This is a genomic window from Ectopseudomonas composti, from assembly GCF_900115475.1.
Classification (GTDB): Bacteria; Pseudomonadota; Gammaproteobacteria; order Pseudomonadales; family Pseudomonadaceae; genus Aquipseudomonas; species Aquipseudomonas composti.
Genome location: NZ_FOWP01000001.1, coordinates 811,310 through 823,737 on the forward strand (window position 1 = coordinate 811,310; position 12,428 = coordinate 823,737).

A 12,428-nucleotide genomic window follows, 5' to 3' on the forward strand; every position below is an offset into this window, starting at 1 on the left:
GTTGTGTAGTACAGGGGCAACTGCACTACACGGTAAAAAAGTCGCGGGAGTATGCCAGAAAAGCGAACTGCTTGGCAGCCTCCGATCTGATAGAGAACGGCTATCGTTTCGAAAAGTTCATCAGTGACGCGTCTGCGACGGAGCCTCGCTGCCGGCTCCGGCGAACAGCTGGGCGATGTCGGCAGCGTCGAAGGCATAGCGCTCGTTGCAGAACTGGCAATCGATCTCCACGCTGCCGCCCTGCTCGGCCAGCAGCAGTTCGGCATCGGCCTGGCCGAGGCTGGCCAGGGCACTGGCCGAGCGCTCGCGCGAGCAGCTGCAACGGAACTGCAGCGGCTGTTCGTCGAACAGGCGCACGTTATCTTCGTGGTAGAGGCGATGCAGTAGGGTCGGGTTGTCCAGGCCCAGCAGCTCTTCGGCGGTCAGGGTGTCAGCCAGGGTCAGCACATGGTTCCAGCTCTCGGCGCGCTCCTCAGCCTCGGTCTGGTGGTGCGGCGGCAATTGCTGCAACAGCAGGCCACGGGCACGCTGGCCGTCAGCCTTGAGCCAGAAGCGCGTCGGCAGTTGCTCGGAGCTGGCGAAGTAGTTGGACAGGCACGCGGCCAGGTCGACGCCATCCAGGTCGACGATGCCCTGGTAACGCTGGCCGCGGGCCGGATCGATGGTGATCGCCAGCACACCATTGGCCATCAGGCTCTGCAGATCGGCATCGGCGCCGATCTGCTCGGCGTCATATCGGGCGATACCGCGCAGCTCACGGTCGCTGGAGCACTCGACCATCAGCAGCGACAGCGGGCCTTCGGAACGTGCCTGCAGCACCAGCAGGCCGTCGAACTTGAGGGTGCCGACCAGCAGCGCCGCCGCGGCCATCATCTCGCCGAGCAGTTGCGCCACCGGCTGCGGGTAGGCGTGCTTGGCCAGCACATGAGCGTAGCTCTCGCGCAGAGCGACCATCTCACCACGCACATCGGTGTCGTCGAAGAGAAAGCGTTGACTGAAGTCGTTCATGGCGGCTGGCTCAGGGTCTGTAAAAAAGGCTGGCGATTTTATGCACAAATGCCGGCACAACCAAGGGCCGAACGTCATGTGCACGCCTTCACACAACAGAGACCAGCCCCTGAACCTCGACTGAACGACCGCGCTGCAGCCCTTGTACTGCCGCCGGCACTGCCTATCATCCGCGCGCCTGGGGTTGGCCTGTCATAAATCTGCAAAGGGATCTTCCATGTCGAGCACGTTCATCAATCGCCACTGGCATCCACGCGCCATGCTGGTCTGCCATGTCGTGGCCATCGCCCTGCTCGCCAGCTGGCTGTGGCAGCCAACGCGCGAGCTGTGGAACGTCTTCGATCTGTGGCTGTTCAAGCTGCTCAACGACCCGGTCCATGCTGGCGGCCTGTGGGCCCACATCTGGGCCATCGGCAGCATGCGCCCGGTCGATGCCGGCGTCGGCGTGGTGATGCTGGCGGTCATGCTCAAGGCCGACCTGATCTTCACCGGTGCCCAAGTGCGTCGCGCGCTGTTCGCCTTTCTGGTCGCTCTGGTGGTGATGCTGCTGATGCGCGTGCTGTTCTCCGACCTGGTCGAGTACATGGGCTGGCAGCACGCCAGCCCGTCGCTGGTGGTAGAAGGTAGCGCGCGCCTGACTGAAATGTTCCCGGCCTGGGAAGAACGCTGGGACCTGAAGGACAGCGCCAGCCGCAGCTTCCCCGGTGACCACGCCTCGGTGCTGCTGATCTGGGCCTATTTCATGAGCTTCTTTGCCCGTGGCTGGCGCCTGCTGCTGGTCTGGGCGATTACCGTGATCGGCATCCTGCCGCGCCTGGTGGCGGGCGCCCACTGGGCGGCGGACGCCTTCGTCGGGGGCGTGCTCCTCAGCCTGCTGGCCCTGGCCTGGAGCTGCTACACCCCGCTGGGTTATCACGCCAGCGAATGGCTGGAGAAGATCACCCTGCCGATCACCTCGCGCCTGGCCAAGCTGCCATTGCTGGGTCGCCTGAGCATCGTCAGCGGGCGCTGAACGAGAAAGTGGGAGCGAGCTCTGCTCGCGAAGCTTTACCGCAGTTCGCATTCGCGAGCAGAGCTCGCTCCTACAGGCTGGCGCCTAATCCTCATCCGCCCAGGGGTGGCGCAGGCCACCTTCCTGCTGCTCGTTGAACTGATGGATCTGCCGGCGTTGCTTCTTGCTCGGCCGACCGTCGGTCTGCATGCCCACGGCGCCAGCCTTGCGCATGGCCGCGGCCTGCTCGCGGCGAGCGATGCTCTCTTCGGTCTCGCGATACAGCAATTGCGCCTCGGGCGCGCCACGGCGGACGCTGGATAATGCCAGTACGACCACGGTGCGTTCGTCGAAGCCAGTACGCAGCACGTACTCATCGCCCACTTTCGGTTCCTTGCCCGGTTTGCAGCGGTCGCCGCGGTGATGCACCTTGCCACCTTCTATAGCCGCCTTGCACAGGGCGCGCGTCTTGAAGAAGCGTGCCGCCCACAGCCATTTGTCCAGGCGGATCTTGTCGTCGTCTTTGTCGCTCAATGCTCTCTCAACTCCATAACCATCGTTTCATGCCTGCCCGCACCCGGCATTCACACCCGGAACGGCACGAACATAGCGCAACTCTTCCCGTACAGGCAGGTCGGCGGGTGTTTTCAGGTTCCACGCCAGCCCTATTCGCTGAAGAGCCAGCAGCATCCACCACCCCGGATCCCACTCGCCCTTGTACAACCCCAGCTTTGCAGAGCCCGGGAACGCGTGGTGGTTGTTATGCCAGCATTCGCCCATTGTCAGCAGAGCCGCAAAAGGCACGTTATAACCCTGCACGCTCGCGCCTCCCACGATATGCGCCTGGTCGCCATGACGGTGGGCAAAATAGCCAATCAGCCAGTGACCAAATACCCCGGCGGTGACTCGGGCGCAGACACCCCAGAACACCCAACCCCAACCACCGATGGCAAAGAACATAAGAGCCCAGGGCAGTTGCTGGAGCATCCAGGTTTTCTGCAGGAAACGATAAACCGGATCGGCAGCAACTCTTGCCTCGACCAGAATCTCCGGCGGTCGGCTCAATCGCAACTCGCAGTGTAATTGCCAGCAGGCATCCACCAGCGGCGCACGCCGGTGACCAAAGAAGTCGTGGCAGGCCTTCTGTCGCTGGGCATAGTCGCGCAGATCATGGGTACGCAGCAGTCCGAGCGGCCCGGAGAGCCCTACCAGCACACCGCAATAAACCAGGAAGTATTCCAACCATTTGGGGCACTGGAAGCTGTCGTGAATGAGCTTTCGGTGCATACCCAGCGAATGCCCGCACAGCAAAACAAAAGCGGTGGTAACCACAAACAGCGCAAACGCAGACCAGCTGAATGTCAGCGCACCGCCAACCGACGCGCCAAGGGCCATCGCACTGAACCAGAGTGAGCGTACCGGCTCCCAATGCACCTCACCGTCTTCAACGTCCGCACCCAGCTGGACTCGGTGACCTTTCAGGCTTTGCGGAAATATATCCATATGTTCCTCCGCCGGGACGCCGGCTCATTCAGACGTTTTCTTGGCCTGCGACTCAGACTCACGCTTGAGCTGCGCCCCCGTCGGGCAGACCTCAAAAGCGAAACCGAGCAGGGTATTGAGCAAGCTATCGGGGTTAAGCCGGTAAGCCACGAATTGCCCCCGTCGCTCGCTCACGACCAAGCCGGCAGCAGTGAGCACAGCTAAATGACGAGAAATAGCCGGGGCGCTCATCTCGAAGCGGCTGGCAATTTCTCCTGCAGTCAATTCCTGCGCAGACAGATAGGCCAGTATCTGCCTGCGCGGTGTTGAGGCCAGGGCCTCGAAGACTCGATTGGTGTCCATCTTCCACAACGCTTAACAATTTAGTTAATTGCTTATAAAGCTAAAAACCAAAGACGACAAGTTGATCACGCAAAAAACATCCAGCTAGGTGCGGTTGTCATACACCCTGACTAGAATGCCCATCCAAATACCCTGAGAAGCCGCCTTGAAGACTTTCGACCAGCTCAGCGTGATCGGCCTGCGTGAGTGGATCAATCTGCCCGAGCTCGGCATCATCGGTCTGCGCGCCAAGATCGACACCGGCGCCAGCACCTCCAGCCTGCACGCCAGCGATATCCAGCCGTTCCAGCGTGATGGCGAGGACTGGGTGCGTTTCACCGCTTACCTCGGCACCCAGGTGCAGCGCCGCCACCGTTGCGAGGCGCCGCTGGTCTCGGTCAAACGCATCAAGAGTTCCAACGGCCAGGCGCAGAGCCGCTACGTGATTCGCACGCACCTGGCCCTCGGTGACCTGCTGTGGCCGGTGGAATTCACCCTGGCCTGTCGCAAGACCATGCGTTATCGCGTATTGCTCGGTTCCAAGGCACTGATCACCGGCCAACTGGTGGTCAATCCGGCACTCAGCTATGTGCAGGAAAAACCCTCACTCTCCTCAGCCCTTCCAGGTGCCCAATGAAGATCGCCGTGCTGTCGCGTAATCCGCGTCTGTATTCCACCCGCCGCCTGGTGGAGGCCGGCCAGCAACGTGGCCACGAAATGGTGGTGATCGATACGCTGCGCGCCTATATGAACATCGCCAGCCACAAACCTCAGATCCACTATCGCGGCCAGGCCATGGAGGGTTTCGAGGCGGTAATCCCGCGCATCGGCGCCTCGGTGACCTTCTATGGCTGCGCGGTGCTGCGTCAGTTCGAAATGATGGGCGTCTACCCACTCAACGAATCGGTGGCCATCAGCCGCTCGCGCGACAAACTGCGTGCCCTGCAACTGTTGTCGCGCAAGGGTATCGGCCTGCCGGTCACCGGCTTCGCCCACTCGCCGGACGACATTCCCGACCTGATCCAGATGGTCGGCGGTGCGCCATTGGTGATCAAGGTGCTGGAAGGCACCCAGGGCATGGGCGTGGTATTGGCCGAAACGCACAAGGCAGCCGAATCGGTGATCGAGGCCTTCCTCGGTCTCAAGCAGGACATCATGGTCCAGGAATACATCCAGGAGGCTGGCGGCGCCGATATTCGCTGCTTCGTGGTCGGCGACAAGGTGATCGCGGCGATGAAGCGCCAGGCCAAGGCCGGCGAATTTCGCTCCAACCTGCACCGTGGCGGCAGCGCCAGCCTAATCAAGATCACCCCGGAAGAGCGCATGACCGCCGTACGCGCGGCCCGCGTGATGGGCCTGAACGTCGCCGGGGTGGACATCCTGCGCTCCAACCACGGCCCGCTGGTGATGGAGGTGAACTCCTCGCCAGGCCTGGAAGGCATCGAGACCACCACCGGCAAGGACGTCGCCGGGATGATCATCCAGTACCTGGAAAAGAACGCCGAACCCGGTCAGACCCGCACCAAGGGCCGCGGATGAGTCGAGTGTTCGACGGCCGCCTGGCGCTGATCGCCCCCGCTGCGGCGATTGCCGAAGACGTACTGGAAGCGACCCTGGCGCAACTCGATGTACTGGGCATCCGCCATCATCTGGGCCGGCATGTGCGTGCCCGCCATCGCTACCTGGCAGGCACGCCGGAGCAACGCCTGGAGGATCTGCACCAGGCCTTCACCCTGCCCGACATCAGCGCCGTCTGGTGCCTGCGTGGCGGCTATGGCTGCGCGCAACTGGTGGCGGATATCGACTGGGCGCTGCTGCACCGGGCCAGCCCGCGCCCGCTGATCGGCTTCTCCGATCTGTCGATCCTGCTCGAAGCCTTTGCGCAACATGGCTTGCCGGCCATTCATGGTCCGGTGGCCACCGCGCTCGGCCATCAGGCGCTGTCGGCGCCTGGTGGCCAGCTCGAGCGTTTGGCCTCGATGCAGGCCCTGTGGGGGCTGCTCAAGGGCCAGCACAACCTATTGCCGCTGCGTCACATCAGCGGCCCGCAACAGCCCATCGAAGGCACCCTGCAGGGCGGCAACCTGACGGCCCTGGCCAGCGCCTGCGGTACTGATGCGGCAATGCGTCTGGCCGAAGATTCGATCCTGATTCTGGAAGACGTCGGCGAGCCCTACTACCGCCTGGAGCGCAGCCTCTGGCAGTTGCTGCACAGCTTCGCCGGGAAGCCACCACGCGCGGTGTGCCTGGGCAGCTTCACCGACTGCCCACGACGCGGCGTGCAGCATAGCCTGGAGCAGATCATCGGCGAGTACCTGGCACCGCTGGGTGTGCCGCTGTACGGCGACCTGCCCAGTGGCCACGGTGACGTCAACTACCCTTGGCCCTATGGTCAGCGGGCGCGCTTGAGCGGCGGCAGCCTGAGCTGGTAACCCCGCTCAGCGCTGGCGCGCCTGCATCCAGGCGAGAAATTCTGCTTCGGCCATCGGCCGACCGAACAGATAACCCTGCCCCAATGCACAGTCCTGCTCACGCAGCAGCGCCAGCTGGCTGTCGCGCTCGATCCCTTCGGCCACGCACTCCAGGCCCAGGTTGCGCGCGATCATCAGGATGGTCTGCACCAGCATGCGCCCACTCGCCTCGCCATCCAGATCGGCGACGAAGCTGCGGTCGATCTTCAGCCGGTCCAGTGGCAAGCGCTTGAGGTAGGTCAGCGACGAGTAGCCGGTGCCGAAGTCGTCGATGGCGAAGCGCACGCCCTGCTGCTTGAGCCGTTGCATGTGGCCAATGCAGCGCTCGACGTCTTCGAGCAGCACGCCCTCGGTGATTTCCAGCTCCAGCGACTGCGCCGGTACGCCGTGATCACGCAGGCACTTCTCGACACGCTCCACGCAGCCAGCCTGGCGCAACTCACGCGGGCTGAGGTTGACCGCCAGCACCAGTTGCGGCCACTGCGCCTGCCAGCGCGCCAATGCCGCGCAGGCATGCTCCAGCACCCACTGACCGAGGTCCTGGATCAACCCGGTTTCCTCGGCCAGGGGGATGAACTGATCCGGGCCGATCTCGCCGCGCTCGGGGTGCATCCAGCGCAGCAACACCTCGGCACCAGCGACCGCCCCATCGGCCAGCATCAGTTGCGGCTGAAAGACCAGCTGCAACTGCTGACGGACGATGGCCTGACGCAGCTCGCCCTGCAACTGCAGGCGTTGGTCGATAGCCGCCTGCATCTCCGGGGCGAAGAAATGCAGGGCGTTGCGACCGGCGTGCTTGGCTCGGTACATGGCGGTGTCAGCCTGTTTGAGAATGTCCGAAGCCTGCTGCAGGCCCATCGGGTGCAGGGCGATGCCGATACTGGCGCTAATCGCCAACTCATGGCCGTCGATCAGGCAACTGCCCTGCAGGCCGCGCAGTAGCTTCTCCCCCACCGCGGCAGCCTGCTCAGCAACCGCTTGTGGCTCATGCCCCAAGGCTTCGAGCAGTACCACGAACTCATCTCCGCCGAGACGGGCGAGGGTGTCTTCAGTGCGCAGCTCGGCGGCCAGACGCGAGGTAACCTCGACCAGCAGGGCATCACCGACCAGATGGCCGAGGCTGTCATTGACCGTCTTGAAGTGATCCAGATCGATGAACAGCAGGGCGCCCAGGCTGCCCTCGCGATTCTCCCGATCCATGGCGTGCTGCAAGCGATCGAGCAGCAGGCGGCGATTGGGCAGGCCGGTAAGCTCGTCGCTGTAGGCCAAACGCTCGATCTCGCGCTGATAGCGCTGGCGCTCGGATATGTCAGTGATGCTGGCGCGGATCAGCAGGTTCTCACCCGGCATGCGCACCAGGCGCACTTCGCACGGCAGTTGACGGCCAGCGCTGTCACGGTGGCTCCACTCGAACACCGGCGCTTCACCGGCGATGGCGCGACGCAGGAACTCCTTGCCAGCCCGGGAGGACAGGCGGCCGTCAGTCTGGCGCACCGGGCTGATGCTCTGAATCGAGCGACCGAGCAGCTCATCGCGGCGATAACGGAACAGGCTCAGGGCGTTGGCGTTGCATTCGACGATACCGCCCTCCGGGTTGAACAGCAGGATCGCCTCGGGCGCATGCTCGACCAGGGTGCGGTAGCGCGCCTCAGCTTCGCGGCGCGCACTGATGTCCTCGACCAGCAGCAGGAACAACGTCTGCCGCCCACCGCGCACGGCGCGCAAGCTGACGCGGGTGAAGACCACCTGTCCATCGGCGCGCAGAAAGCGCTTGTCCATCTCGAAGCCATCGCTGCTGCCCAGCAGAACCTGCTCCACATGGGCCCGCTCGACGGGCAGGTCATCCGGGTGCGACAGTCGCTGCCAACTGCTGGCGAGCAGCTCGTCGCGAGCGAGACCGAGAATGCTGCACAGCTTCTGGTTGACCTCTTCCCAGGCAAAACTCTGATTGGTCAGCGCCATGCCGATCAGCGGCGCTTCGAAGAACAAGCGCAGGCGCTCGTCTCGCTCACGCAGTTGCGACTCGGCACGCTTGCGCTCGCTGATGTCCTGAACGATCCCATAGATGCGCACCAGGCTGCCGTCCTCGTCGCGCTCGGCCATGCCCCGCAGACGCACCAGCCGGCCGCCCAGACGCGCCACCAGACGCACCTCGAGATCCAGATCGTCCATGCCACTGAGCGCCGCCTGCAGGGTCTGCATGATCAGCGCCTGACTCGGCGTGTCGTAATAATCCAGCACCTGCTGCAGATCAGGCGGCCCCTGCTGGATGTCGCGGTCGACGATGCGGTAGCAGCCATCGCTCCAGGACATGCCATAGTCGCTGATCTCCAGCACCCAGCCACCGAGGCTGGCGATGTCTTCGGTCTGGCTGAACAGATGGCTCTGGCGCAGCAGCTGTGAACGCTGTTGCTCGACCTTGGCGGCCAGTTCGACGCGCTCGGTGACGTCGTGCTGCAGTCCGACGAAATGGCTGATGCCCAGTTCGTCACGCATCGGCGCCAGCACCACTTCGTTCCAGAAAGGCCTGCCGTCCTTGCGATAGTTGCGTATCACGGCGTGGCCGCTGCGGCCCTCACGCAAGGCATTGCGCAGCGACTGCAGCTCCAGCTGGGCACGCTCCTCGCCGAGCAGGAAACGACAGTTACGTCCCAGCGTTTCGGCGGCGCTGTAGCCGGTTATCTGGCTGAATGCCGCGTTGCAATACACCAAGGGTAAATCGGCCTGGCGCGCATCGGCGATGGTTACACCCAGCGGGCTAGCCTCCATTGCCAGGTTGGCGCGCGCCAGTTGTTGCTGCATCTGCGCGCTGCGCGCCAGCGCCTGGCGCAGATCGCCCAGCACACGCCCTACCAGCAACGTGGCGCACATCAACAGCACGACGGCGAAGTACAACTGGTTACGCTGCAGGTCCAGCTCACTGAAACTCAGGCTACCGCGCAGCAGCGGAAGCGGCAGGGTTGCGGCGTACACTAGCAACACCCCGTACAGGGCGCCGGCGAAGGCGTGCCGCAGCGCCAGTACCAGCATGCTCAAGCCCAGCAACGGCAGGGCGAGCTGGGCCGGCAAGCTGGTACTGAGCAGCATCAACACCAGGAATACGCCCATCGCCAACAGCCAACCGCCCGGCGAATGGCTGATGGCCAAAGTCGGCACATTGTCCGCACCACGCTCACTGAGCCAACCGCGGGCCCGCAGCAACGGGGTGCAGAAAGCCAGTAAGGGCGCCGTCAGGGCAAGCATGTTGATGGTGTCGCTCAACCACAGGGCCAGGCTGGCCTGCGTCCACTGTTCGCCAATCTGAAAACCGGTAAGCCAGAGGCTACTTTGCAGACCGAGTGCCACCAGGGTGCTCGGCATCAACACGGCGAAGGCGAGAAATCTCAGCAGATCGCTCAGGCGCCCCAGGGCCGGATCGAAAGACTGCGGTCGCAACAACCACCAGCCCAAGCCGACGGCGACGGTTTCCGGCAGGGCATAGAGCGGCGCCCACTGCCAGGGCAGGCCCCATAGCGGCACGCTGAGCAAGGCATTGAGGTACAGCGCCGGCAGCGCGCGCGGCCCCCACCACAGGCAGAAGACCAGCCCCAGCACCAGAGGCAGGTAACAGAGCGCCACCCCGTCGTTCAGGCGGGTCGCCAGGGAAATCCAGGTTGCCAGGTGGAGAATCGGCAGCGGCAGCCACCAGGTCCAGTTGGGCAAGCGGTCGGGGAAGGCGGCGGGCATGCAGGCCTCGAGTTGATGCGCTGGCACAGCATAGCCCAGCGCCCGAGCGCTTGGCAGCATATTGCCAGCACCCGAGCGCGGTAATCAGAACGTTCGGTTATACCGCGTCGCGCGGCAGGAGCAGCCCCAGAGGCAAGCGCACTCGCGCTTCGAGACCACCGCCACTGCGATTACGCAGCTCGACGCTGCCCCCGTGCAGGGCCGCGATACGCTTGACGATGGCCAGGCCCAGGCCGGTGCCACGTCCACCACGGGCGCGATCACCGCGGATGAAGGGGTTGAAGATGCTGTCGAGTTCGGCAGGATCGATGCCGTTGCCACGGTCCAGCACGCTCAATACCACGTAGGGCGCGTTGTGGTCGCCGGCCAGGCTGGCCACCACCTCGACGGCGTCGCCACCACCATGATTGAGGGCGTTCTCCACCAGGTTGGTGAGCAGGCGCTTGGTCGACACCCGGCGCAGCGGAAACGGAGGGATTGCCTCCAGGCACAGCCGCACACGCTCGCTACCCTGGTTGTAGGGGGCCAGGGTTTCGCGCACCAGCTCGGGGAAATCGGCCTCTTCCACCGGTTCGTCACGGCCATCGCGGATGAAGGCGAGGAACTGGTCGAGAATGGCGTCCATGTCCTCGATGTCGCGGACCATGTCCTCGGTCAGCTCGGAATCGTTGTCCATGAACTCCAGCGCCAGGCGCAGGCGGGTCAGCGGCGTGCGTAAATCATGAGAAACGCCGGCCAGCATCAGTTCACGTTCGCGTCCGGCCTGTTCGACGTCCTCGGCCATCTGGTTGAAGGCGCGGTAGACCTCGGTCATTTCGCTCGGCGTATCGCTCACCGGCAGTCGTACGCTGCGCCCTTGCCCGAGCTGGCGAGCGGCGTAGACCAGGCGCTTGAGCGGCGCATTGAGCTGACGCACGAAGATCCAGGCGGCGGCCGTGGACAGCAGACCGATGCCGAGGAACCAGCCGAGCACGCTCCAGATACGCTGGCCACGCAGCGGATGCGGATACATCGGCACCCGCACCCAGCCATCGCCAAGACTCGGCGCCCGTACCCACAGCGCCGGCGGCGTGGTGGCACGCACGCGGGTTTCGGTATCGGGGCCAAGCTCGGTCTGCATCTGCCGCTGGAAGATCTCGCTGTAGGGCCAGTGCTGCTCACTGGCCGGCACCTTGTCCCGCGGGATGCGCTTGAGCCCGGCGGCCTGGGCGATGTGATCGCGATCATCCGGGTTGGCAGCCCAGTAGGCCCGCAGAGTCAGCGCCGCGCCATGGCTGTACTGGCGGTCGACCAGCACGTCCTCGTTCATCATCAGGTACACCAGCGTCAGTGCCTTGGAAAACAGCACGACGACGAGTACCAGCCAGAGGGTGCGGGCGAAGAAGCTTTGCGGGAACCAGACCGGAGCCTTCACGAACCGCATACCTCAAGCTTCAAGAAAGCACCGCCGACGCCTCGATCACTTGCAGCTCGTGACCTCACTTGTTGCCATCCGGCACGAATACGTAGCCCACACCCCAGACGGTCTGGATATAGCGCGGTTTGGACGGGTCCGGCTCGATCAGACGACGCAGGCGGCTGATCTGCACGTCGATGGAGCGCTCCAGCGCATCCCACTCGCGGCCACGGGCCAGGTTCATCAGCTTGTCACGGGTCAGAGGCTCGCGTGCATGTTGCACCAGTGCTTTGAGCACGGCGAACTCACCGGTGGTGAGCATGTGCACTTCCTCGCCCTTCTTCAGTTCGCGGGTAGCCAGGGACAATTCGTACTCGCCAAAACTGACGCTCTCGTCCTCGCTACCCGGCGCGCCCGGCACCACCGGCGCCTGACGGCGCAGCACGGCCTTGATCCGCGCCAGCAGTTCGCGTGGGTTGAAGGGCTTGGCCAGGTAGTCGTCGGCGCCCAGCTCCAGGCCCTGAATGCGGCTGGACTCATCGCCCTTGGCGGTGAGCATGATGATCGGCATCTGGTTGCCCGACTCACGCAGGCGGCGGCAGGCGGACAAGCCGTCCTCACCCGGCAGCATCAGGTCGAGCACTACCAGATTGAACAGCTCGCGCGCCAGCAGACGGTCCATCTGCTCGACGTTCTCCACCGCGCGAACCCGGTAGCCCTGCTCATCGAAGAAGCGTTCGAGCAGACGGCGCAGACGGGCGTCATCATCGACGATAAGAATCTTCTCGCCTTCGGCGGCAGGGGCAGCGGACTGGGTCATGGCGTCTCCTTGGACAGCCGTACTGTGGACGGCAAGTGGCGGCATTATCGCTCAGGCGCATGGATGGGCGCTTTAGCCATTGTTAGCAGATTTTTCCCCGAACGGTTCCCAGCACGGGCAGATGCGGTGTTTATAATGCGCCGCTTTCGTGTCTGGCCGGCATGTTTACGGCCACCCTGTCGCTTCAGTGGG

The 12,428-nt window shown here is 64.0% G+C and carries 11 protein-coding genes; 4 read left to right on the forward strand and 7 right to left on the reverse strand.

Annotated features, from left to right (window positions below):
* Positions 1-120: 120 nt before the first annotated feature.
* A complete protein-coding gene (hslO, locus tag BM059_RS03560) occupies positions 121-1,008 on the reverse strand; it encodes an Hsp33 family molecular chaperone HslO (protein WP_074936755.1) in 888 nt (295 codons plus the stop codon).
* 217 nt (positions 1,009-1,225) lie between these two features.
* Here hslO and BM059_RS03565 point away from each other — a divergent pair, with 217 nt between their 5' ends.
* Positions 1,226-2,020, forward strand: a complete 795-nt coding sequence (locus BM059_RS03565; protein ID WP_074936757.1) for a phosphatase PAP2 family protein — start codon at positions 1,226-1,228, stop codon at positions 2,018-2,020.
* Between the two features lie 84 nt (positions 2,021-2,104).
* Here BM059_RS03565 and BM059_RS03570 read toward each other — a convergent pair whose 3' ends face one another.
* The 3 genes from BM059_RS03570 to BM059_RS03580 are packed head-to-tail and all read right to left on the reverse strand — an operon-like array spanning position 2,105 to position 3,844.
* The gene (locus BM059_RS03570) at positions 2,105-2,533 is read right to left on the reverse strand and encodes an RNA-binding S4 domain-containing protein (RefSeq protein WP_074936758.1); all 429 of its coding nucleotides are present in this window, start codon (positions 2,531-2,533) and stop codon (positions 2,105-2,107) included.
* Between the two features lie 27 nt (positions 2,534-2,560).
* The gene (locus BM059_RS25580; RefSeq protein WP_074936760.1) at positions 2,561-3,502 is read right to left on the reverse strand and encodes an acyl-CoA desaturase; all 942 of its coding nucleotides are present in this window, start codon (positions 3,500-3,502) and stop codon (positions 2,561-2,563) included.
* Between the two features lie 24 nt (positions 3,503-3,526).
* Positions 3,527-3,844, reverse strand: coding sequence for a metalloregulator ArsR/SmtB family transcription factor (locus BM059_RS03580; RefSeq protein WP_074936761.1), 318 nt, complete (start codon positions 3,842-3,844; stop codon positions 3,527-3,529).
* Positions 3,845-3,989: 145 nt separating this feature from the next.
* Between BM059_RS03580 and rimB the strand changes: the two genes are divergently transcribed.
* The 3 genes from rimB to BM059_RS03595 are packed head-to-tail and all read left to right on the forward strand — an operon-like array spanning position 3,990 to position 6,255.
* On the forward strand, positions 3,990-4,460 hold the full coding sequence (gene rimB, locus BM059_RS03585) for a retropepsin-like aspartic endopeptidase RimB (RefSeq protein ID WP_037005675.1): 471 nt from the start codon (positions 3,990-3,992) through the stop codon (positions 4,458-4,460).
* Positions 4,457-5,362 carry a 30S ribosomal protein S6--L-glutamate ligase gene (gene rimK / locus BM059_RS03590; protein ID WP_037005674.1) on the forward strand — a complete coding sequence of 302 codons (906 nt, stop codon included), beginning with the start codon at positions 4,457-4,459 and terminating at the stop codon, positions 5,360-5,362. Before rimB ends, rimK begins: the two co-directional genes overlap by 4 nt.
* Positions 5,359-6,255 (forward strand): S66 peptidase family protein, encoded by an 897-nt coding sequence (locus BM059_RS03595; protein ID WP_074936763.1) that lies wholly within the window; start codon positions 5,359-5,361, stop codon positions 6,253-6,255. Before rimK ends, BM059_RS03595 begins: the two co-directional genes overlap by 4 nt.
* A gap of 6 nt (positions 6,256-6,261) precedes the next feature.
* On the opposite strand, the gene BM059_RS03600 is transcribed toward BM059_RS03595, so the two are convergent.
* From BM059_RS03600 to ompR, 3 genes are all read right to left on the reverse strand, one after another.
* Positions 6,262-10,020, reverse strand: a complete 3,759-nt coding sequence (locus tag BM059_RS03600; protein WP_074936764.1) for a bifunctional diguanylate cyclase/phosphodiesterase — start codon at positions 10,018-10,020, stop codon at positions 6,262-6,264.
* A 97-nt stretch (positions 10,021-10,117) separates the two neighbouring features.
* Positions 10,118-11,434 carry an ATP-binding protein gene (locus BM059_RS03605; protein WP_074936815.1) on the reverse strand — a complete coding sequence of 439 codons (1,317 nt, stop codon included), beginning with the start codon at positions 11,432-11,434 and terminating at the stop codon, positions 10,118-10,120.
* Between the two features lie 64 nt (positions 11,435-11,498).
* A complete protein-coding gene (gene ompR, locus BM059_RS03610; RefSeq protein WP_074936766.1) occupies positions 11,499-12,236 on the reverse strand; it encodes an osmolarity response regulator transcription factor OmpR in 738 nt (245 codons plus the stop codon).
* Between the last annotated feature and the right edge of the window lie 192 nt (positions 12,237-12,428).